Raw genomic sequence first — 21,769 nt, forward strand, 5'->3', positions numbered from 1 at the left:
CACCCAAGACACGCAGGAGCACGTGGTGATCGAAGAAATCCTCCTCGAGGCCGAGGAGAAGATGGAGAAGACCGTCGTGGTCGCCAAAGAGGACTTTGCGGCGATCCGTACCGGCCGTGCGCACCCGGCGATGTTCAACAAGATCGTCGCCGACTACTACGGCGCGCTGACCCCGATCAACCAGCTGGCCTCGTTCTCGGTTCCCGAGCCGCGGATGGCCGTGGTGACTCCGTTCGACAAGACCGCGCTGCGCAACATCGAGCAGGCGATCCGTGACTCCGACCTCGGCGTCAACCCGAGCAACGACGGCAACATCATCCGAGTGACGTTCCCGGAGCTCACCCAGGACCGCCGCAAGGAGTACATCAAGGTCGCCAGGACCAAGGCCGAGGACTCCAAGATCTCGATCCGGGCGATCCGCCGCAAGGCCAAGGAGACGCTCGACAAGCTCGTCAAGGACAAGGAGTCCGGCGAGGACGAGGTCCGTCGCGCGGAGAAGGAGCTCGACGACACCACCGCGAAGTACGTCGCACAGGTGGACGAGCTGCTCAAGCACAAGGAAGCCGAGCTGCTCGAGGTCTGATGAACGACTCTTCCTGGGGCGCCCCGCAGGGAGCCGGTTACTGGGGTGCGCCCGAGATGGGGGCCGCTTCGGCGGGTCCTGCCTACGATGTGCACGGCGCCCAGCAGACTCGGCCCATGCCCATCGTGCCGGACGTTCCCGACGCAGGTAGAGACGCTGACGACCGTGACGACCGGAACGGGGACGCCGTCGCGCGTGTCAGCGGCCCCCTGTTCCGTGACGAGAAGCCGCAGGAGCCCATGTCCACCCCGTTGCCGTCACCCCCGCCGCAGAAGAAGCGCGCGGGGCGTGATCTGCGTGCCGCGATAGGGGTCGGCCTCGGGCTCGGCGCGCTCGTCGCCGGGTCGCTCTTCATCGTCAAGGCCGTCTTCGTCGGTGTCGTCGTGCTCGCGGTGGTGGTGGGGCTCTGGGAACTCACCTCCCGTCTCAAGGAACGCAAGGGGATCAACGCCCCTCTCGTGCCGCTCGCCGTCGGTGGCGCCGCCATGGTGGTCGCCGGCTACGTGCGGGGCGCGGAGGGTGCGTGGGTGGCCATGGCGCTCACGGCGCTCGCGGTCCTCGTCTGGCGGATGACGGAGCCTCCGGAGGGATACCTCAAGGACGTCACGGCCGGTGTCTTCGCCGTGTTCTACGTGCCGTTCCTGGCGACGTTCGTCAGCATGATGCTCACCGCGGACGACGGTTCGTGGCGGGTGCTGACCTTCCTGTTGCTCACGGTGGTCGCCGACACCGGCGCGTACGCCGTCGGCTGGCGCTTCGGCACGCACAAGCTGGCACCTCGGATCAGTCCCGGGAAGACCCGCGAGGGCCTGTTCGGTGCGATCGGCTTCGCGATGGCCGCCGGCGCGCTCTGCATGCAGTTCCTGATCGACGACGGCAGCTGGTGGCAGGGGCTCCTGCTGGGTCTCGCCGTCGCGGCCAGCGCCACGCTCGGCGACCTGGGCGAGTCCATGATCAAGCGGGACCTCGGCATCAAGGACATGGGCACGCTCCTGCCGGGCCACGGCGGCATCATGGACCGGCTCGACTCGCTGCTGCCGACCGCGCCGGTCGTCTGGCTGCTGCTGGTGCTGTTCGTCGGATCCAGCTGATCAGGCTCCGTATGCATGCCGCCTGACCTGCGGTTTTTCGGTTGAGGGTCCGTTGTCCACAGGGCGGCGGGCCCTTACTCGTATGTCTGCGACACTGGAAGAACCATGCCTAAGCCCGGAGAACTCCAGTTTGTCGCGCCCCGCGGAGCCAAGCAGCCGCCGCGGCACCTCGCCGACCTCACCCCCGACGAGCGCAAGGAAGCAGTCGCCGCGACCGGCGAGAAGCCCTTCCGCGCCAAGCAGCTGTCGCAGCACTACTTCGCGCGGTACGCGCACGACCCGGCCGAGTGGAGCAACATCCCGGCCGGGTCGCGGGAGAAGCTCGCCGAGGCGCTGTTCCCGGACCTGATGTCCGTGGTGCGCCACATCAGCTGCGACGACGACACCACCCGTAAGACGCTCTGGAAGCTGCACGACGGGACGCTCGTCGAGTCCGTCCTCATGCGCTATCCGGACCGGGTGACTATGTGCATCTCGTCGCAGGCAGGGTGCGGGATGAACTGCCCGTTCTGCGCGACCGGGCAGGCCGGCCTCGACCGCAATCTGTCGACCGCCGAGATCGTGCACCAGATCGTGGACGGGATGCGGGCGCTGCGCGACGGCGAGGTTCCGGGCGGACCCGCGCGGCTGTCCAACATCGTCTTCATGGGCATGGGCGAGCCCCTGGCCAACTACAAGCGGGTGGTCGGGGCGATCCGACGGCTGACGGACCCGGAGCCGGACGGCCTCGGACTCTCGCAGCGCGGGATCACCGTCTCCACGGTGGGCCTGGTGCCGGCCATGCTGCGTTTCGCCGACGAGGGCTTCAAGTGCCGCCTCGCCGTCTCGCTGCACGCCCCCGACGACGAGCTGCGTGACACCCTCGTCCCCGTGAACACCCGCTGGAACGTCCGGGAGGTCCTGGACGCGGCGTGGGAGTACGCGGACAAGTCCGGCCGGCGCATCTCCATCGAGTACGCGCTGATCCGGGACATCAACGACCAGGCGTGGCGGGGTGACCGGCTGGGACGGCTGCTCAAGGGCAAGCGGGTCCACGTCAACCTGATCCCGCTGAATCCGACGCCCGGGTCGAAGTGGACCGCTTCACGGCCCGAGGACGAGAAGGCGTTCGTCGACGCGATCGCCGCCCACGGCGTGCCGGTCACGGTCCGGGACACCCGGGGCCAGGAGATCGACGGAGCCTGCGGACAGCTCGCCGCCTCCGAGCGCTGAGACCCGGTACGGCCCGGCGAGCCCGGGCCGTACCGGTCAGGCGGAGCCCGGTCGGCCGGGCCGCCAAAGAGCGGTGCGTCTCGCCGGTACGCCTGACGCGTCGCACCGATACGGCCGGTTCACCAGCCGGAATCGGCCGGTGTAGCCTGGTCCGAAAATCAACTTCATATTCCGACAGGGGAGCGCCACAGCGCTGAGAGTGCGGCACCGAGGACAGGTCGGCCGCAGACCCTCTGAACCTCGCCCGGGTCATTCCGGGTAGGAAGTTCGGACAGTACTCAAGCTGTTGCGCCCTGCCCGCTCACGGAGCGGTCGGGGCCGCGTCTCTTCCTGGTCATCTCCAGGAGGAATCACATGAACACCACCACGAAGTACGCCGCGACGGCGCTCGCCGCCGCGCTCGGCGTCACCGTGCTCGCCGGCTGTGGCGGCACCGACGACGCCTCGGGCTCCGAGGGCTCCAAGACCGTCACCCTGGTCAGCCACGACTCCTTCAACGCCTCGGACGCCGTCCTGAAGGCGTTCACGAAAGAGACCGGTTACGAGGTCAAGGTGCTGAAGAGCGGTGACGCCGGTGCCGCGCTCAACCAGGAGATCCTGACCAAGGGCTCCCCGCGCGGCGACGTGTTCTTCGGCGTCGACAACACGCTGCTCTCCCGCGCCCTGGACAACGGTCTGTTCACGCCGTACGAGGCGAAGGGCCTCGACCGGGTCGCGGCGGACACCCAGCTCGACACCGCCGAGCACCGCGTCACGCCCGTCGACACCGGTGACATCTGCGTCAACTACGACAAGAAGTACTTCGCGGACAAGAAGCTCGACCCGCCGCAGTCCTTCGACGACCTGCTGAAGCCCGCGTACAAGAACCTCCTCGTCACCGAGAACGCCGCGACCTCCTCGCCCGGCCTCGGCTTCCTCCTCGGCACGGTCGCCACCTACGGCGAGACCGGCTACCAGGACTACTGGAAGAAGCTGAAGAGCAACGGGGTCAAGGTCGTAGACGGCTGGGAGCAGGCGTACAACGAGGAGTTCTCCGGCTCCGCGGGCGGCAAGAAGACCAAGGCCGACCGGCCGCTCGTCGTCTCCTACGCCTCCAGCCCGCCCGTCGAGGTGCTGTACGCCGAGCCGCAGCCCACCGAGGCACCCACCGGGGTCGCCACCGGCACCTGCTTCCGCCAGATCGAATTCGCGGGCCTGCTGGACGGTGCGAAGAACGAGGCCGGAGGCAAGGCGCTGCTGGACTTCCTGATCGGCAAGCAGTTCCAGGAGGACATGCCGCTGAACATGTTCGTGAACCCGGTCGCGAAGGACGCGAAGCTGCCGGAGCTCTTCACGAAGTTCGGTGAGACCGTCGACAAGCCGACGACGGTGGCCCCGGAGAAGATCGCCAAGAACCGTGAGCAGTGGGTCCAGTCATGGTCCTCGCTCGTCGTGAAGTAGTCACGCGTCCCGCGCGCGGGGGGAACGCGGCGCGGCTCGGCCTGATGGCCCTGCCCGTCGCGTTCTTCGCGCTGTTCTTCGCCTACCCCGTCGTCGCGATCGTCGGCCGGGGGCTGAAGGCGGACGGCGTCTGGCAGTTCGGCCGGATCGGCGAGGTGCTGAGCCGGCCGGACATCGCCGACGTCCTCTGGTTCACCACCTGGCAGGCGCTCGCGTCGACCGGGCTCACCCTGCTGATCGCGCTTCCGGGCGCCTACGTCTTCGCCCGGTTCGACTTCCCGGGCAAGAACCTGCTGCGCGCCGTCGTGACCGTGCCGTTCGTCCTGCCGACCGTCGTCGTGGGCACGGCGTTCCTCGCGGTGCTGGGGCGCGGCGGATTCCTCGACGAACTGTGGGGCGTCCGGCTCGACACCACGGTCTGGGCGATCCTCCTCGCCCACGTGTTCTTCAACTACGCGGTCGTCGTACGGACCGTGGGCGGCCTGTGGTCGCAGCTCGACCCCCGCCAGGAGGAGGCCGCCCGGGTACTCGGCGCCGGACGTCTCGCCGCCTGGCGGCGGGTGACCCTGCCCGCGCTGGCGCCGGCCGTGGGCGCCGCCGCCCTGATGGTCTTCCTCTTCACGTTCACCTCCTTCGGAGTCGTCCAGATCCTCGGCGGTCCCGCGTACTCCACGCTGGAGGTGGAGATCTACCGGCAGACCGCGCAGCTGCTCGACCTGCCGACGGCCGCCGTGCTGACCCTGGTGCAGTTCGCCGCGGTCGGCGGGATCCTCGCCGTACATGCCTGGACCGTACGGCGCAGGGAGACGGCGCTGAAGCTGGTCGACCCGGCGCAGACCGCCCGCCCGCCGCGCGGATTCGGGCAGCGGGCGCTGCTCGGCGGGGTGCTGCTGACGATCCTGCTGCTGATCGTGGTGCCGCTCGGCGTGCTGGTGGAACGCTCCCTGGGCACCTCCGGCGGATACGGCTTCGGCTTCTACCGCGCCCTGCAGTCCGCCGACGCGAGCGGCTCCACCTTCCTGGTCCCGCCGCTCGAAGCCATCGGGAACTCGCTGCGGTACGCGCTGGTCGCGACCGGCATCGCCCTGGTGATCGGCGGCCTCGCCGCCGCTGCCCTGACCCGGCGGGCGGGACCGCTGGTGCGCGGCTTCGACGCGCTGCTGATGCTGCCGCTCGGGGTGTCCGCGGTCACCGTCGGCTTCGGCTTCCTGATCACGCTCGACGAACCGCCGTTCGACCTGCGTACGTCCTGGATCCTCGTCCCGCTCGCCCAGGCGCTCGTGGGCGTCCCCTTCGTCGTACGCACCATGCTGCCCGTCCTGCGGGCGGTCGACGGCCGGCTGCGGGAGGCGGCGGCGGTGCTCGGTGCCTCACCGCTGCGGGCCTGGCGCGAGGTCGACCTGCCGCTGGTGCGCCGGGCGCTGCTGGTGGCCGCCGGGTTCGCGTTCGCCGTGTCGCTGGGCGAGTTCGGCGCGACGGTGTTCATCGCACGCCCCGACAACCCGACCCTGCCGGTCGCGGTCGCGCGGCTGCTGGGGCGCTCCGGCGAGCTCAACTACGGGCAGGCGATGGCCCTCAGCACGATCCTGATGCTCGTCTGCGCGGTGTCGCTGCTCCTGCTCGAACGTGTCCGTACCGACCGATCCGGGGAGTTCTAGATGCTGGCACTGGATTCGGCCACGGTCCGCTTCGGGGAGCGGACCGCACTGGACGCTGTGGACCTGGAGGTCGCCGACCACGAGATCGTCTGTGTCCTGGGTCCGAGCGGCAGCGGCAAGTCGACGCTGTTGCGGGTCGTCGCCGGGCTGCAACGGCTGGACGGCGGACGGGTGCTCCTGGACGGCGCCGACCAGGCCTCGGTGCCCGTGCACCGGCGCGGGCTCGGCCTGATGTTCCAGGACCACCAGCTGTTCCCGCACCGGGACGCCGGGGCGAACGTCGCCTTCGGGCTGCGGATGCACGGAGTCTCCCGCGCGGAGCGTGACCGCAGGGCCGACGAACTCCTCGACCTGGTCGGCCTGCCCGGCGCCGGTCGCCGGGCCGTCGCCGCCCTGTCCGGCGGCGAGCAGCAGCGTGTGGCCCTCGCCCGCGCGCTGGCGCCCCGCCCGAAACTGCTGATGCTGGACGAGCCGCTGGGGCAGCTGGACCGCAGCCTGCGCGAACGCCTCGTCGTCGAACTCCGCACTCTCTTCGGCCGGCTGGGTACGACGGTGCTCGCGGTCACCCATGACCAGGGCGAGGCCTTCGCCCTCGCCGACCGGGTGGTGGTCATGCGGGACGGCCGGATCGCCCAGGTGGGCACCCCGCTGGAGGTCTGGCAGCGGCCCGCGTCCGCGTTCGTCGCCCGCTTCCTGGGCTTCGACAACGTGGTGGAGGCGACGGTGGCGGGCACCTCCGCGGACACAGTCTGGGGCAAGGTGCCGGTGCCGGACGGTTCGCCCGCCGGCCGGTGCGAGCTGCTCGTCCGGCCCGCCGGGGTACGGATCGGCGGGCCGGAGGCCGGGCTGCGCTGCACCGTGGGCCCGCGCACCTTCCGGGGCCACCATGTCGCCGTGACCCTGCACCCCGGCGACGGGCCCGCCCTGGAGGCGGAGTGCGGGCTGCGGGACACGCCGGACGAGGGCGCCGTGGTCGGCGTGACGTTCGACGCGGCGGAGACCGTGGTCCTGCCCCCGGCCGGCCCGCACTGATCCTCACGGTCAGCGGGTCAGCAGGTCAGCGGGTCACCAGGTCGCCGGATCGGCGGCAGGACGGCGCGTCAGCCGGTCAGGCGGGCGAGCGCCTCCGGGGCCTCGTCGACCGTGTCGACCAGTGCGATGCGTGACTCCATCGCCCGGCCCGCCGCCAGCGCGCTCAGCAGCGGCCAGGCCGGCAGCTTCTCCGTCCAGTGCGCGCGGCCCACCAGCACCATCGGCGTGGGGGCCGAACGCGACTCGTAGTAGTTCGGTGTCGTGTTGTCGAAGATCTCCTGCACGGTCCCGGCCGCGCCGGGCAGGAAGATCACACCCGCGGTCGAGCGGGCCAGCAGCCCGTCCTCGCGCAGGGCGTTCGCGAAGTACTTGGCGATGTGGTCGGCGAACGCGTTCGGCGGCTCGTGGCCGTAGAACCACGTGGGGATCGCGACCGAGGAACCCCCGGCGGGCCAGCGCTCCCGTACGGCGAAGGCCGCCGTCGCCCAGTCGGTCACCGACGGGTCGAACGACGGCGTGGAGGCGAGGAGTTCGCAGGCCTTGACCAGCATCGCGTCGGAGTGCGGTGCCGCGTAGGCGCCCAGGTTGGCGGCCTCCATGGCCCCCGGCCCACCGCCCGTCGCCACGGTCAGACCACTGCGGGCCAGGGCCCTGCCCAGCACGGCGGCCTCCCGGTACGCCTCGGTGCCGCGCGCCATCGCGTGGCCGCCCATGACACCCACCACCCGTGCACCGGTGAGGTGTTCGTCCAGGGCGTCGGACACCGCGTCGTCGTGGAGCGCCCGCAGCATCGATGAGAAGACGTCACCGTCGGACTTCGTCCGCTGGAACCAGCGGTACGCGTGCGCGTCGGGCGTCACCTCGTAACCACCGTCCGCGAGACCCTCGTACAACGCGTCGGGGGTGTAGAGCAGACCGCGGTACGGGTCGAAGGGCAGCCCGGGCACGGGCGGGAAGACGAAGGCCCCGTCCGCCCGTATCTTCGCCTCCGCGCCGGAATCCATCCGGCAGCCGAGGAAGACCGCGCCCCGGGTGTCGGTCGCGAGCAGCGCCGCGCCGCGGTCCGTCAGGTCGACGGACTGGACCCGATGACCTGTCAGGGTCCCTGCGGCGACGGCCAGGTCGAAAGCGGCGAGCGTCTCGATCTCGACGCCGGATGCGCAGGTGTTCTCGTCCGGGTTCTCCACGCCGCCATGCTACGGATCGGCCGACAGGGCCGTCACCCCGTCAGCGGCAGCGCAGCCAGCTCCGCGATCACCCAGGTCAGCGGGGCGAACACGACCAGCAGCATCGCCGCGCGCAGGGCGGTGGCGGTGCGCAGGGCGGAGGCCGGAGCGCCCATCCGCAGCAGGGTCCCGGCCGTTCGGGCCCGGGCCTGCTTCGCCTCCAGGGCGGAGGTCAGGAGCGTCGCCAGGGTGCAGCCCAGGACGAGTGCGGCGCCGAGCGCGGTGAGGGGGCCGAAGGGGCGCGGGCCTCCGGTGTACAGCACCGAGGCCGCGATCACCCCGGACACCACCGCGCAGACAACCCCGAGCGGCCGCCCGATCCGGGACGCCTCGTCCATCAGGACCCGGCCGGCCAGCAGCCGTACGGCCCCGGGGCGCACGGCCTGGAGCAGCCGCCCGCACAGGTACGTGAGGCCCGGACCTGCCATGGCCAGACCGATCGCGGTGAGGGTCCAGCCGGCCAGCACGCCCGCCGGGGTGGAGTCGAGCCGGCCGGGCAGCGGGAAGGGGGTGCCCGCCGAGCCGCGGCTCGTGTACGCCTCGACCGCCAGGCCTGCGGCGGTGAGCGCCACGCCCCACGGCAGCCCCGTCGGCGCGGGCGCCGGGGCGAGCAGGTCCTCGGTCTCCTGGGCCTCGGACGGCGCGGCCGGCCGGGAACGCAGGGCGAGTCCACTGGCCGCCGCCGAGACCAGCGGCACGAGGGCCAGCAGCGTGAGCGCCGCGGCCAGCGGCAACGGGGTTCCCGCGCCCAGGAATTCGGCCGCGCCGCCGTCGAACGGCAGCCCCGTCAGATCGCCCCGCAGGTGGAGGAAGAAGAGCAGCGCCACCATCGAACCCAGCGTGGTGGACACCGCGGTGGAGACCGCCGCGAGCGCGGTCAGCCGGACCGGCCCGAGCCCGGCGTCGAAGAGCCCTGGGCGCGGGCGGGTGCTCGGGTCCGTCCGCGCGACCGCGACCGCGAACTGGACGGTCGCGGCCAGCGGCACGGCGCACCACAGCAGCCGCAGGACGGAACCGGAGGTGTGCGCCGGGTGCCCGGAGGCGTATCCCAGGGTGCACAGCAGCAGGAATCCGACGCCGGCCGATGCCGCGGCGAGGAGCAGCCGCCGCATCAGGACCAGGGGACGGGATCCGCGGGTCAGACGGAGAGCGAGCACGCCGACCGGCCCTCCGGATCGGACACGGCGGGCAGGGCGACGGTGGTGACACGGCGGCCGTCGAGCAGTGAGACCGCACGGTCGGCGAGGGTGGCGACCTCCGCGTCATGGGTGGCGAGCACGACCGTGATGCCGTGGGACCGGGCCGCCGTGGTGAGCGTGCGCAGCAGCTGTGAGCGCTCCGCCCGGTGCAGCGTCGCCGTGGGCTCGTCCGCGAAGAGCACGGTCGGTGCGGCGGTCAGCGCACGGGCCACGGAGACCCGCTGCCGCTGTGCCTGGAGCAGGGTGTGCGGCCGTTTCCTGGCGAGTGCGCCGATGTCCAGGCGCTCCAGCCACTCCGTCGCCGCCTTCTTCGCCGCCCGGTGCGAGACGCCCCGCAGCAGCAGGGGCAGGGCCGCGTTCTCCCAGGTGGTCAGCTCCGGTACGAGCTGGGGTTCGGCGGCGATCCAGGCGAACCGGTCGCGGCGCAGCTTTTCGCGCAGCCGCGGGCCCATGGTGTGCACGGGGACGCTGTTGAACCAGACCTCGCCCTGCTGGGGCACCAACTGGCCGGAGAGGCAGTGCAGCAGCGTCGTCTTGCCGCTCCCGCGCGGACCGGTCACGGCGAGGACCTCGCTGTCGCGGACCCCGAGGGAGACACCACCGAGCCCCGGGGATCCGTTGTGGGTGTGGTGCAGGGAACGAGCCCAGATCACGTCGTTGTCCGGCGGGGCCACCATGGCGTACACCTCGGTTCAGATCAGATTTCCCGTCCCCCGATCGGGGGAACGAAGACAGGGCCGATCGGTCACTCGGCACGCTAGGGAGTCGGACCGGGGTGTCGGGACAGCACGCGGCCCGGATCCACCCCTTCTCACTCGAACGGGTGGATCCGGGCCGTAGGGACCGTATGAAATGACTGCCGGAAGCGGTGCTGCCGGTGGCCGCGGCGTCGGTCAGAGCTTCGTCCAGGCCTCCGTCAGGACGGCCCGCAGGATGCCCTCGATCTCGTCGAAGGTCGACTGGTCGGAGATCAGCGGCGGGGCGAGCTGGACGACCGGGTCACCGCGGTCGTCGGCCCGGCAGTACAGACCGTTCTCGTACAGCGCCTTGGAGAGGAAGCCGTACAGGACGCGCTCGGTCTCCTCGTCGGTGAAGGTCTCCTTGGTCGCCTTGTCCTTCACCAGCTCGATGCCGTAGAAGAAACCGTTGCCGCGGACGTCGCCGACGATCGGCAGGTCGTGCAGCTTCCGCAGCGTGGTCAGGAAGGCGTTCTCGTTGTCCAGGACGTGCTGGTTGAGGCCCTCGCGCTCGAAGATGTCGAGGTTGGCGAGACCGACCGCGGCGGAGACCGGGTGGCCGCCGAAGGTGTAGCCGTGCAGGAAGGTGTTGCCGCCCTCGTAGAACGGCTCGGCCAGCCGGTCGGAGATGATGCAGGCGCCGATGGGGGAGTAGCCCGACGTCATGCCCTTGGCGCAGGTGATCATGTCCGGTACGTAGCCGAACTTGTCGCACGCGAACATCGTGCCCAGCCGGCCGAAGGCGCAGATGACCTCGTCGGAGACGAGCAGCACGTCGTGCCGGTCGCATATCTCGCGCACCCGCTGGAAGTATCCGGGCGGCGGCGGGAAGCAGCCGCCGGCGTTCTGCACGGGCTCCAGGAAGACGGCCGCGACGGTGTCCGCGCCCTCGAAGAGGATCTCCTGCTCGATCTGGTCGGCGGCCCAGCGGCCGAAGGCCTCCGGGTCGTCGCCGAAGAGGGGCGCGCGGTAGATGTTGGTGTTCGGCACCTTGTGCGCGCCGGGCACCAGCGGCTCGAACGGGGCCTTGAGCGCGGGCAGTCCGGTGATCGACAGGGCGCCCTGCGGGGTGCCGTGATAGGCGACCGCACGCGAGATGACCTTGTACTTGGTCGGCTTGCCCTTGAGCTTGAAGTACTGCTTGGCCAGCTTCCAGGCCGTCTCCACGGCCTCGCCGCCGCCCGTGGTGAAGAAGACCTTGTTGAGGTCGCCCGGAGCGTAGTCCGCGAGCCGCTCGGCGAGTTCGACGGCCTTGGGGTGGGCGTACGACCAGATCGGGAAGAAGGCCAGCTCCTGCGCCTGCTTGTACGCCGTCTCGGCGAGCTCGTGGCGGCCGTGTCCGGCGTTGACGACGAACAGGCCGGAGAGACCGTCGAGGTAGCGCTTGCCCTTGTCGTCGTAGATGTAGGTGCCCTCGCCACGCACGATGGTGGGAACGGGCGCGTTCTCGTAGTCCGACATGCGGGTGAAGTGCATCCACAGGTGGTCGTACGCGGTCCGGCTGAGGTCCTTGCTCACGGCTATCGGGTTCCCCACATGTAGGTCTGCTTCTTGAGCTTGAGGTAGACGAAGCTTTCGGTGGAGCGCACACCGGGTACGGCCCGGATGCGTTTGTTGATCGTCTCCAGCAGGTGGTCGTCGTCCTCGCAGACGATCTCCACCATCAGGTCGAAGGAGCCCGCGGTCATCACCACGTACTCGCACTCGGTCATCGCCGCCAGGGCCTCGGCGACGGGATCGACATCGCCCTCGACGTTGACACCGACCATCGCCTGACGCCGGAACCCCACCGTCAGCGGATCCGTGACGGCGACGATCTGCATCACGCCCTGGTCGAGCAGCTTCTGCACGCGCTGGCGCACCGCCGCCTCGGACAGGCCCACCGCCTTGCCTATCGCGGCGTACGGCCGACGGCCGTCCTCCTGGAGCTGTTCGATGATCGCGAGGGAGACGGCATCGACCGTCGGTGACGATCCGTTCCCGGTCCTGGAGTCTGCGCTACGACTGGCCACGCCCCCACTCTGCACCGCGACTCGTCTGTCTGGCAAGCCTGAATCGATGAAATTCGTTGTCTGGGCACCTTGATGTAACTGAATCCGAAGTTCGCGGCGGGTGGGTATGTCGAAAGCGTCACCGGAGCGTCTAGGGTGGATGTCTCACCCATCGGACAGCCGACAGGAGGGGTGGTTGTGACCACCGAGGTGCGCCGTCTGCGCAACTACATCAACGGAGAGTTCCGGGACGCCGCGGACGGGCGGACCATCGACGTGGTCAACCCGGTGACGGAGGAGGTCTACGCGACCTCGCCGCTCTCCGGGCAGGCCGACGTCGATGCTGCCATGGACGCTGCCGCAGCCGCGTTCCCGGCCTGGCGCGACGCGACGCCCGCCGAGCGCCAGAAGGCACTGCTGAAGATCGCGGACGCCTTCGAGGAGCGGGCCGAGGACCTCGTCGCGGTCGAGTCGGAGAACACCGGCAAGCCGCTGGAGCTCACCCGCACCGAAGAGGTTCCGCCGGTGGTGGACCAGATCCGCTTCTTCGCGGGCGCCGCCCGGCTGCTCGAAGGCCGCTCGGCCGGTGAGTACATGGAGAACCTGACCTCGATCGTGCGCCGCGAGCCGGTGGGCGTCTGCGCCCAGGTCGCCCCGTGGAACTACCCGATGATGATGGCCGTCTGGAAGTTCGCCCCGGCGCTCGCCGCGGGCAACACCGTCGTCATCAAGCCGTCCGACACCACCCCGGCGTCGACCGTGCTGATCGCCGAGATCATCGGACAGATCCTGCCCAAGGGCGTCTTCAACGTCATCTGCGGCGACCGGGAGACCGGCCGTGCGATGGTCGAGCACCCGACCCCGGCGATGGCCTCCATCACCGGCTCGGTGCGGGCCGGCATGCAGGTCGCCGAGTCCGCCGCCAAGGACGTCAAGCGGGTCCACCTGGAGCTCGGGGGCAAGGCGCCCGTCGTCGTGTTCGAGGACACCGACATCGCCAAGGCCGTCGAGGGCATTTCCGTCGCCGGCTACTTCAACGCCGGCCAGGACTGTACGGCCGCGACCCGCGTCCTGGTCCACGAGTCCATCCACGACGAGTTCGTCACGGCACTCGCCAAGGCGGCGGCCGACACGAAGACCGGCCTGCCGGACGACGAGGACGTGCTGTACGGCCCGCTCAACAACGCCAACCAGCTGGTGCAGGTCAGCGGGTTCATCGAGCGGCTCCCCGCGCACGCCAAGGTCGAGGCGGGCGGCCACCGGGTCGGCGACAAGGGGTACTTCTACGCCCCGACCGTCGTCTCCGGCCTCCGGCAGGACGACGAGATCGTCCAGCACGAGGTCTTCGGACCCGTCATCACCGTCCAGTCCTTCACTGACGAGGCCCAGGCGCTCGCGTACGCCAACGGCGTCGAGTACGCGCTGGCCTCCTCGGTGTGGACCAAGGACCACGCCCGCGCGATGCGGATGTCGAAGAACCTCGACTTCGGCTGTGTGTGGATCAACACCCACATCCCGCTCGCCGCCGAGATGCCGCACGGCGGCTTCAAGAGGTCCGGCTACGGCAAGGACCTCTCGGCGTACGGCTTCGAGGACTACACCCGGATCAAGCACGTCATGACGTCGCTGGACGACTGACCGGCGCGCGGTGTGCGGGACGGCCCCGGGCTCCGGCCCGGGGCCGTCCGCGTTCCCGGGGGCCTTCCTCCGACGCGTCCGGTGTCATCGACAGGATGTGCAGGCCGGGGCGGTTCCGCTGGACGGCCGGTCCGTTGTCCGGCGCCCCGCCGGACCGGCATCCTGCGCGGGTGCGCTCGATTCCGGACCACCTCACGTCCCGTCGTTCCCTGCTGCGCGGCCTCGGTGCCGGAGCGGCCGGTGCCGCCCTGGCCGGCTGCGGGGTGCCCGCCGCGTATGTGGAACCGGGGGACCGCTCCGGCCCCGACGGCTCGGCCGGTGACCGCTCGCTGCACTTCGCCAACTGGCCGCTCTACATCGACACCGCCGACGAGTCCAGGCGGCCCACGCTCGACGCTCCCCGCGGAGGACCGGGATCTCCGTCACGTACGCCGAGGAGATCAACGACAACGACGAGTTCTTCGGGAAGATCTGCCACGCGCTGATGAACCACCAGCAGACCGGCCGGGACCTCGTCGTCGTCAGCGACTGGATGGCCGCCCGGTTCGTACGGCTGGGCCGGGTGCAGGAGATGGACCGGTCGCGGCAGCCCGACGTCGCCAGGTACCTGGACCCGCAGCTGCGTCCGCCCGCCTTCGACGAGGGGCGGCTGTGCAGCGTGCCGTGGCAGTCCGGCATCGCCTACAGCCGCGCGAGGCTCGGCCGGGAGATCCACACACGGGCGAGCTCCGGGCGGACGACCTGCGCGGCCGGGTCACACTCCTGTCCTGGCTCGGCGAGGCGTTCGCACTGCTCATGCAGGGCAACGGGGCCGACGTCACCCGGTGGACCGCCGACGACTTCCACGAGATGTTCGATCAGGTGGAGAAGCACGTGAGCTCCGGGCACATCCGCCGCCTCACCGGAAACGACTACATCAAGGACCTGGCCGACGGCGATGTGCTCGCCTGCCAGGCGTACTCGGGGGACGTCATCCAGCCGCAGGCCGACAACCCCGCATCGAGTTCGTGGCGCCCGAGGAGGGTGCCGAACTCCGGGCGGAATCGCTCGTGATCCCCAACCTGGCCCGCCACGGACGCAACGCGGAGCGGCTCGTCGACCACTACTACGAGCCGGAGGCCGCCGCCGAGCCGGCCGCCTGGGTCAACTACGTCTGCCAGGATCTCCCGGCGGCCCGGGAGATCGAGGCCTCCTCGAAGGACGAGGAGACTGCCGCGCTCCCCGAGGACCCGCTGATCTTCCGGACGACGCGATGCGCCGACGGCTGGCCATCGCCCGGGACGTCACCTCAAAGGAGCGCACCGGCTTCGCCGACGAGTGGAACTCCATCGTCGGCCTCTGAGCCGCCGAAGGGCCGGAGGCGAGTGTCCCGGCAGGCCGTCGGGCGCGGCGCCACCCCCCACTTTTGAACGTGTTCATGATGGGCGTACGCTGCGGACATGAGCGAGCGAGCCCTCTTGCGGCGCATACGCGTGTGGTTGGTCGTCTTCATCGTCTGCCTGGTGCTGAGCGGTCTGACCGCCTTCCCGCTGGTGCACGAACTCCGCTGGGCGGAGGACCTGTTGCAGTCCCCCGTCTCACCCGTCCCCGAGCACTTCCCGGCGCTGATGGAGTGGATCACCAGGGTCCGGACCGGTCTCGACGAGGCCGACGCGAACCACCCCTTCGTGCTCTACGGCACCGACTGGCTGGCCTTCGCCCACCTGGTCATCGCCGTCGCCTTCTACGGCCCCTACCGCGATCCGGTCCGCAACATCTGGGTCATCGAATTCGGCATGATCGCCTGCGCCGGGATCATCCCGCTGGCCCTCATCTGCGGGCCGATCCGGGACATCCCCTTCTGGTGGACCGTCATCGACATGTCCTTCGGGGTCTTCGGCGTCATCCCGCTGTTGCTCGTCCACCGCATGATCAAGCGACTGGAAGCGGTGCGGGTGGAGCCCGTCCCGGTGCCGGCCTGACTCGTCCGGCCGGCGGGGCGGCCGAGCGGGGCGCCGCGAACGGCATGGAGACGGCGGCCCGCCCCGGCAGCGTCACACCGGCATCGACGGCCCGGACCGGCGCGGCATCCACCGGTTCCCCGGACCCACCGGTTCCCCGGACCCACCGGTTCCCCGGCACCCGCATCAGGGTTTCCGGCCCACCGCGCCGAACTGGGCCACCGGAGCGGGCCGGGGGCCGCCGTCGGGGCGCCAGTGCGCGCACGACACGATGCCCGGGTCCAGGAGGTCGAGGCCGTCGAGGAACGAGGCGAACTCGGACCGGCTGCGGGCGGTGATCGGCGGGGTTGCGTTCTTGTTCCAGAAGCTCATCGCGGCCTCGTTGCCCTCGCCGCCCAGTTCCAGCGTGGGGTGGGTGAGCACCAGGTGGCTGCCGGACGGCAGCGCGCCCATCAGCCCGTCCACGACGGACCGTGCCTCGTCCGTGTCCAGGACGAAGTTGAGGATGCCGAGCATCATCACCGCGACCGGGCGCCGCAGGTCCAGGGTCCGCGCCGCGGCCCGCAGGATGCGCTCCGGGTCGCGGGCGTCCGCGTCGAGGTATTCGGTGGCTCCCTCGGGCGAGCTGGTGAGCAGGGCGCGCGCGTGCGCGAGCACGGTCGGGTCGTTGTCGACATAGACGACGCGGGCGTCGGGCGCCGTGTGCTGGGCGACCTCATGGGTGTTGTCCGCGGTCGGCAGACCGGTTCCTATGTCCAGGAACTGGCCGATGCCGACGTCCCCGGCCAGATGCTGCACCACCCGGCCGAGGAACGCACGGTCGGCGCGGGCCACTTCGCCGATGCTGGGATACATGCCGGTGACCCGGTCGCCGACCACGCGGTCCACGGGGTAGTTGTCCCGGCCGCCCAGCCAGTAGTTCCACACCCGGGCGTTGTGGGCGATGTCGGAACGGATTCGGGCGGGTGCCGTGCGGGGGTCGGTCACGTCTGCTCCTCTGGTGCCGGTCCGGTGCGTCACGCGTGATGCGGCACCCATGATGCCGGACCGATCAAGAGGTGGCGCGGGACGGCGACTTGGCCAACTGGGCGCGCAGGGTGTCGATCCGGTTGGTGGTGATCGAGTCGACGCCGTACGCGACCAGCCGGCGCATGGTGCGTCCGGTGTCGGCCGTCCAGGCGGAGACCAGCAGACCGTCCCGGTGGATACGGTCCGTCAGCTCGCGGCTCACCAGGCCGAACCGGTAGTTCAGCCAGTGCGGCCGCACCGCGTCGAGCAGGACGGGCCGGGGCGGGGCGAGTGTCGTCCAGGTCAGCGCGATCTCGGCGGACGGGTCCGCCGCGCGCACCCGCAGCATCGCGTCCGTGTCCGCGCAGTAGTACACGCGCCCGTCCGCCCCGCACTCGCGGACCACGCCCGTGACCGCCCGTACGGACGCGTCCGTCGAGCCCGGCAGGTCGATCATGAGCCGGTGGGCACCGGCGGCGGCCAGGGCCTCACGCAGGGTGGGGATCCCGCCGCCGGTCATCTCCACCAGCTCCCGGTGATCGACCCGGTCCAGGCGGACGTCATGGCCCCACAGGCGTTCCAGGGTGGAGTCGTGGAGCAGGACGGGCACCTTGTCACGGGTGACCCGGACGTCGATCTCGACCGCGTCCGCCCCCCGATCCACGGCGGACCGGATCGAGGGGAGCGTGTTCTCGCGGGCACGGTACGGATCGCCGCGGTGGGCCACGGCGGTGACGGTGAGGGCCATGGGTCCATTGTGACCACGGGGTCACCCGGCGGGGGGAGCCTCCAGCCAGTTCGTCGTGTACGTGTCGATCTCGGCGGCCAGTGTCCGCTTCCCCGCCGCGTCGAGGAACGACGCCTCGACGGCGTTCTTCGCGAGGCCGGCCAGACCGCGCTCGTCGAGGCCGAGCAGCCGTGCGGCCACCGCGTACTCGTTGTTGAGGTCGGTACCGAACATGGGCGGGTCGTCGCTGTTGACGGTGACGAGGACGCCTGCCTCCACCATCTCCTTCAACGGGTGCTGTTCGATGTCGGCGACGGCGCGGGTGGCGATGTTCGACGTTGGGCACACCTCCAGCGCGATGCGGTGCTCGGCGAGGTGTGCCAGCAGCCTCGGGTCCTGGACGGAGCTCGTGCCGTGGCCGATGCGCTCGGCGCGCAGCACGGTCAGCGCGTCCCAGACGGTCTGCGGGCCCGTGGTCTCCCCGGCGTGCGGGACGGAGTGCAGACCCTCGGCGATCGCCCGGTCGAAATACGGCTTGAACTGCGGGCGGCCCACGCCGATCTCGGGTCCGCCGAGACCGAAGGAGACGAGCCCCTCGGGCCGCAGGCCGACCGCGAGCCGGGTGGTCTCCTCGGCGGCTTCGAGACCGGCCTCGCCCGGGATGTCGAAGCACCAGCGCAGGACGACGCCCAGCTCCGCCTCGGCAGCCTTTCGGGCGTCCTCGATCGCCTCCATGAAGCCCTGTTCGGGGATGCCCCGGCGGGTCGAGCTGAACGGGGTGATGGTCAGCTCCGCGTAGCGGATGTTCTGCCGCGCCATGTCCCGGGCCACCTCGAACGTCAGCAGCCGGACGTCCTCGGGGGTGCGGACCAGGTCCACGACCGAGAGGTAGACGTCGATGAAGTGGCCGAAGTCGGTGAAGGTGAAGAAGTCCGACAGCGCCTCCGGGTCCGTGGGGACCTTGGAGTCTGGGTGGTGGGCAGCCAGTTCCGCCACGATGCGGGGCGAGGCCGAACCGACGTGGTGGACGTGGAGCTCGGCCTTGGGCAGCCCCGCGATGAAGGGGTGCAGGTCGTTCATCGGATTCTCCCGGATCTCTGATATCGGCCGGGCACACCGGCTGCACCGATCATCGTAGGCGGGGCCCGGCGGCCCGGAGGCGGGCCGTAGCATGGCGGGACCACGATGGGGGAGGCCCATGTCAGACAACACGCAGCAGCCCGGGGGCGGGGCCGCGCCACGCGATCCGTGGGCGCCGCCGGACAGCAGGGTGGACCTCGGCAAGCAGTCCGAGGCCCGTCCGCCGACCGTGCACGACCAGCAGACGGTCACGTCCATGCCCAGCGCCGACCCGGGCCGCGGACCGATACCGAGTGCGGCCGGAGGATTCGGCCCGCCGCAGGCCGACATACCGCCGCCGCCCGTCGCGCCGAACGGCCCCGGCCACACCATGATGCCGAACGGACCCGTTGCGCCGCCCGCCGGCCAGTACGGCTACCCCGCGCCCACCCCGCCCGCGGCCCCGTACGGCGGCTACCCGGGATACCCCGGCTACGGCGGCCAGCCCGCCTGGGGCGGCCCGGCGCCCGCGAACGGCCTCGGGACCGCCGCGATGGTGCTCGGCATCGTCGCGGTGGTCGGCTTCTGCCTCTACGGGGTCAACATCATCCTCGGGATCCTCGCGCTGATCTTCGGCATCATCGGCCTCGGCCGTGCCAAGCGCGGTGAGGCCACCAACCGGGGCATGGCGATCGCCGGGATCATCCTCGGCTCCGTCGGTGTGGTCCTCGGCTCGGTGATCCTCGGCTTCATCATCTGGGCGGCCACGAACGCCGAGAGCGACGACTTCGACGACTCCTACGACCCGTACCCCACCTCGCTGGTCGTCGGCGCCACGCGCTGACCGGAGGAGAACCGCCACTCGTGGCGGGGTCAGGGACCACGCGTCCCGGACCCCGCCACGCGCCGTCTCACCGCGCGCGCAGCCGTGAACGCGCCTCCATGAGCGCGAAGCCCAGCAGATTCAGCCCCCGCCAGGCCGCCGGGTCCCCGGTCCGCGGATCGTCCTTCGCCAGCCCGATGCCCCAGATCCGGTCCATCGGGCTCGCCTCGACGAGCACCCGTTCCCCCGTGCCCAGCAGGTACGCCCGCAGCGCGGGGTCCTGCCCGAACTTGTGCACGCTGCCCGCCACCACCAGGCCGAACCGCTCACGTATCCACACGCCGTCGTCGAAGTTCCGGACCAGCCGGCCCACCTTCTTCGCCGCCGCCGGGCTGCTCGCGGCCACGGCCTGCGCCTCGGCCTCCGCGTCACCGAAGAGGCGGGCCTTGCCGGCCATCATCCAGTGCTCGGCCGACGCGTAGGTCACCGAATCCACCGTGAACGGCGCCGGCCACCACTGGCTGAGACAGCTCTCACCGAGCCGGCCGTCCGGACGGGGCCGATGCCCCCAGAACGCCAGGTACTTCACGCTCTCGCCGCGTGCCGCCCGAGCGAGAAGGCCGTCCATGCAACTCTGCTCCATGACAGCCGAGTCTGGCATCCACCACTGACAGTCCGTACGGGGATTTCCGCAACCGCGCGACACATCGTCGACAGATTCCGTCGCGTAACCAAAAGGAAACAACGGAATCACTTGTTGGTGGAGGTCCTCTCTGTCAGGATCGGCACTCAATTCAAGAAGAAGCTACGCCGCTCCCGTTCTGCGGGGACGGCCCAGGAGAGCGTCATGGGTAACGGCTTCCAGATGCAGGACCGCTTCGCCGGCGGTGCGCAGTACATCGGCGGACGGCTGCGGCCCGGCACGTCGGGGCGCCACCAGGAGGTGGTGAACCCCGCCACGGGCGAGACCGTGTACCGCTACGAACTGGCCGGAACCGACGAGGTGGACGCGGCCGTCGCCGCGGCCCGTGGGGCGTTCCCCGGCTGGTCCGGCGCCACTCCCGCCGAGCGGTCCGAACTGCTGCACCGCTTCGCCGCCGTACTCGCCGCGCAGGCCGAGGACTTCGCGTACGCCGAATCCCTGCAGTGCGGCAAGCCGGTCAAGCTCTCCACCGAGTTCGACGTGCCCGGCACCGTCGACAACACCGCGTTCTTCGCGGGCGCCGCCCGCCACCTGGAAGGGAAGTCGGCCGGCGAGTACAGCGGCGACCACACCTCCTACGTACGCCGTGAGCCCCTCGGGGTCGTCGGCTCCATCGCGCCCTGGAACTACCCGCTCCAGATGGCGGCCTGGAAGATCCTGCCGGCCGTCGCCGCGGGCAACACCGTCGTGCTGAAGCCCGCCGAGATCACCCCGCTGACCTCGCTCATGTTCGCGCAGGCCGCCACGGAGGCGGGCATCCCCGACGGCGTGATCAACATCGTCTCCGGGGCGGGCAGGGACGCCGGCGAACACCTCGTCGGCCACCTGGACGTCGTGATGACCTCCTTCACCGGCTCGACCGCGGTCGGCAGGCGGGTCGCCGAGATCGCCGCCACCACCGTCAAGCGCCTCCACCTGGAACTCGGCGGCAAGGCGCCGTTCCTCGTGTTCGACGACGCCGACCTCGACGCCGCGGTCAACGGGGCGGTCGCCGGAGCCCTCATCAACACCGGCCAGGACTGCACGGCCGCCACCCGCGCCTATGTGCAGCGGCCGCTGTACGACGCCTTCGTCGCGGGCGTCGCCGGACTCATGGAGACCGTACGGCTCGGCGACCCCTTCGACCCGTCCACCGACCTCGGCCCGCTGATCAGCCGTCAGCAGCGCGACCGGGTCGCGGGGTTCGTCGAGCGTGCCCGGGCGTACGCCACCGTCGTCACCGGCGGCGAGGCCCCCGGCGGCGACCTCGCGGAGGGGGCGTACTACCGGCCGACCCTGATCACGGGCGCCGCCCAGGACAGCGAGATCGTGACCTCGGAGATCTTCGGCCCGGTCCTGGTCGTCCTGCCCTTCGACACCGACGACGAGGGAATCCGCCTCGCCAACGACACCCCCTACGGGCTCGCCGCCTCCGCCTGGAGCCGCGACCTGTACCGGGCGAACCGCGCCACCCGTGAGCTGAGGGCGGGCTGCGTGTGGATCAACGACCACATCCCGATCATCAGCGAGATGCCGCACGGCGGATACAAGGCCAGCGGCTTCGGTAAGGACATGTCGTCGTACTCGTTCGATGAGTACACACAGGTCAAGCACGTCATGTACGACAACACCGCGGTGGCCGCGAAGGACTGGCACCGCACCGTCTTCGGGGACCGATAGCAGGCCGCCACCCGGCGGCCCCACCCACCCGAAAGGGCAACGC

Annotated in this window: 19 protein-coding genes, 1 pseudogene and 1 riboswitch; of the genes and pseudogenes, 11 read left to right on the plus strand and 9 right to left on the minus strand. The window is 70.7% G+C overall.

The features are described 5' to 3' along the window. Positions 1-25: 25 nt before the first annotated feature. The 6 genes from frr to OG524_RS26640 all read left to right on the plus strand — a co-directional run bounded on the left by frr (position 26) and on the right by OG524_RS26640 (position 7,016). The gene (gene frr, locus OG524_RS26615) at positions 26-583 is read left to right on the plus strand and encodes a ribosome recycling factor (RefSeq protein ID WP_056791162.1); all 558 of its coding nucleotides are present in this window, start codon (positions 26-28) and stop codon (positions 581-583) included. After that, positions 583-1,674, plus strand: coding sequence for a phosphatidate cytidylyltransferase (locus OG524_RS26620; RefSeq protein ID WP_405388347.1), 1,092 nt, complete (start codon positions 583-585; stop codon positions 1,672-1,674). Before frr ends, OG524_RS26620 begins: the two co-directional genes overlap by 1 nt. 105 nt (positions 1,675-1,779) lie before the next feature. Continuing rightward, positions 1,780-2,886, plus strand: coding sequence for a 23S rRNA (adenine(2503)-C(2))-methyltransferase RlmN (gene rlmN, locus OG524_RS26625; protein WP_405388346.1), 1,107 nt, complete (start codon positions 1,780-1,782; stop codon positions 2,884-2,886). A 166-nt stretch (positions 2,887-3,052) separates the two neighbouring features. After that, positions 3,053-3,169: riboswitch (TPP riboswitch) on the plus strand. Between the two features lie 71 nt (positions 3,170-3,240). Beyond that, positions 3,241-4,326, plus strand: a complete 1,086-nt coding sequence (locus OG524_RS26630; RefSeq protein ID WP_405388344.1) for a thiamine ABC transporter substrate binding subunit — start codon at positions 3,241-3,243, stop codon at positions 4,324-4,326. Positions 4,327-4,370: 44 nt separating this feature from the next. Continuing rightward, complete coding sequence (locus OG524_RS26635; protein ID WP_405388343.1) at positions 4,371-5,984, plus strand: ABC transporter permease; 1,614 nt, start codon at positions 4,371-4,373, stop codon at positions 5,982-5,984. Next, entirely contained in the window at positions 5,985-7,016 is a 1,032-nt protein-coding gene (locus OG524_RS26640; protein ID WP_405388342.1) for an ABC transporter ATP-binding protein, read from the plus strand. Between the two features lie 68 nt (positions 7,017-7,084). Here OG524_RS26640 and OG524_RS26645 read toward each other — a convergent pair whose 3' ends face one another. The 5 genes from OG524_RS26645 to OG524_RS26665 all read right to left on the minus strand — a co-directional run bounded on the left by OG524_RS26645 (position 7,085) and on the right by OG524_RS26665 (position 12,205). Further along, positions 7,085-8,203 carry an LOG family protein gene (locus OG524_RS26645; protein WP_405388341.1) on the minus strand — a complete coding sequence of 373 codons (1,119 nt, stop codon included), beginning with the start codon at positions 8,201-8,203 and terminating at the stop codon, positions 7,085-7,087. Positions 8,204-8,235: 32 nt separating this feature from the next. After that, positions 8,236-9,399, minus strand: coding sequence for a hypothetical protein (locus tag OG524_RS26650; RefSeq protein ID WP_405811789.1), 1,164 nt, complete (start codon positions 9,397-9,399; stop codon positions 8,236-8,238). After that, positions 9,381-10,118 carry an ABC transporter ATP-binding protein gene (locus OG524_RS26655; RefSeq protein ID WP_405388339.1) on the minus strand — a complete coding sequence of 246 codons (738 nt, stop codon included), beginning with the start codon at positions 10,116-10,118 and terminating at the stop codon, positions 9,381-9,383. The genes OG524_RS26650 and OG524_RS26655 overlap by 19 nt, the downstream gene beginning before the upstream one ends. 216 nt (positions 10,119-10,334) lie before the next feature. After that, entirely contained in the window at positions 10,335-11,714 is a 1,380-nt protein-coding gene (locus OG524_RS26660; protein WP_405388338.1) for an aspartate aminotransferase family protein, read from the minus strand. Further along, on the minus strand, positions 11,699-12,205 hold the full coding sequence (locus OG524_RS26665; protein ID WP_405393082.1) for an Lrp/AsnC family transcriptional regulator: 507 nt from the start codon (positions 12,203-12,205) through the stop codon (positions 11,699-11,701). Before OG524_RS26665 ends, OG524_RS26660 begins: the two co-directional genes overlap by 16 nt. Positions 12,206-12,367: 162 nt before the next feature. On the opposite strand from OG524_RS26665, the gene OG524_RS26670 reads away from it, so the two are divergent. The 3 genes and pseudogenes from OG524_RS26670 (at position 12,368) to OG524_RS26680 (ending at position 15,768) form a co-directional block, all read left to right on the plus strand. Next, positions 12,368-13,807 carry a gamma-aminobutyraldehyde dehydrogenase gene (locus OG524_RS26670; RefSeq protein WP_405388337.1) on the plus strand — a complete coding sequence of 480 codons (1,440 nt, stop codon included), beginning with the start codon at positions 12,368-12,370 and terminating at the stop codon, positions 13,805-13,807. Positions 13,808-14,070: 263 nt separating this feature from the next. After that, positions 14,071-15,149, plus strand: a pseudogene (locus OG524_RS26675) (extracellular solute-binding protein). A gap of 97 nt (positions 15,150-15,246) precedes the next feature. After that, positions 15,247-15,768: a hypothetical protein gene (locus OG524_RS26680; protein WP_405811790.1), complete on the plus strand. Its 522-nt coding sequence runs from the start codon at positions 15,247-15,249 to the stop codon at positions 15,766-15,768. 165 nt (positions 15,769-15,933) lie between these two features. On the opposite strand, the gene OG524_RS26685 is transcribed toward OG524_RS26680, so the two are convergent. From OG524_RS26685 to OG524_RS26695, 3 genes are read right to left on the minus strand one after another with little or no spacing between them, the layout of a single operon-like run. After that, complete coding sequence (locus OG524_RS26685) at positions 15,934-16,785, minus strand: SAM-dependent methyltransferase (RefSeq protein WP_405811791.1); 852 nt, start codon at positions 16,783-16,785, stop codon at positions 15,934-15,936. A gap of 13 nt (positions 16,786-16,798) precedes the next feature. After that, positions 16,799-17,503, minus strand: a complete 705-nt coding sequence (locus OG524_RS26690) for a glycerophosphodiester phosphodiesterase (protein WP_405388334.1) — start codon at positions 17,501-17,503, stop codon at positions 16,799-16,801. Between the two features lie 21 nt (positions 17,504-17,524). Beyond that, complete coding sequence (locus tag OG524_RS26695) at positions 17,525-18,562, minus strand: adenosine deaminase (protein ID WP_405811792.1); 1,038 nt, start codon at positions 18,560-18,562, stop codon at positions 17,525-17,527. Positions 18,563-18,680: 118 nt separating this feature from the next. Here OG524_RS26695 and OG524_RS26700 point away from each other — a divergent pair, with 118 nt between their 5' ends. After that, complete coding sequence (locus OG524_RS26700) at positions 18,681-19,385, plus strand: DUF4190 domain-containing protein (protein ID WP_405388332.1); 705 nt, start codon at positions 18,681-18,683, stop codon at positions 19,383-19,385. Between the two features lie 67 nt (positions 19,386-19,452). On the opposite strand, the gene OG524_RS26705 is transcribed toward OG524_RS26700, so the two are convergent. Then, complete coding sequence (locus tag OG524_RS26705; protein ID WP_405388331.1) at positions 19,453-19,992, minus strand: NADAR family protein; 540 nt, start codon at positions 19,990-19,992, stop codon at positions 19,453-19,455. Between the two features lie 219 nt (positions 19,993-20,211). Here OG524_RS26705 and OG524_RS26710 point away from each other — a divergent pair, with 219 nt between their 5' ends. Further along, positions 20,212-21,726: a gamma-aminobutyraldehyde dehydrogenase gene (locus tag OG524_RS26710; RefSeq protein WP_405388330.1), complete on the plus strand. Its 1,515-nt coding sequence runs from the start codon at positions 20,212-20,214 to the stop codon at positions 21,724-21,726. Positions 21,727-21,769: the final 43 nt, after the last annotated feature.

The sequence above is a fragment of the Streptomyces sp. NBC_01520 genome (assembly GCF_045040375.1).
GTDB lineage: Bacteria > Actinomycetota > Actinomycetes > Streptomycetales > Streptomycetaceae > Streptomyces.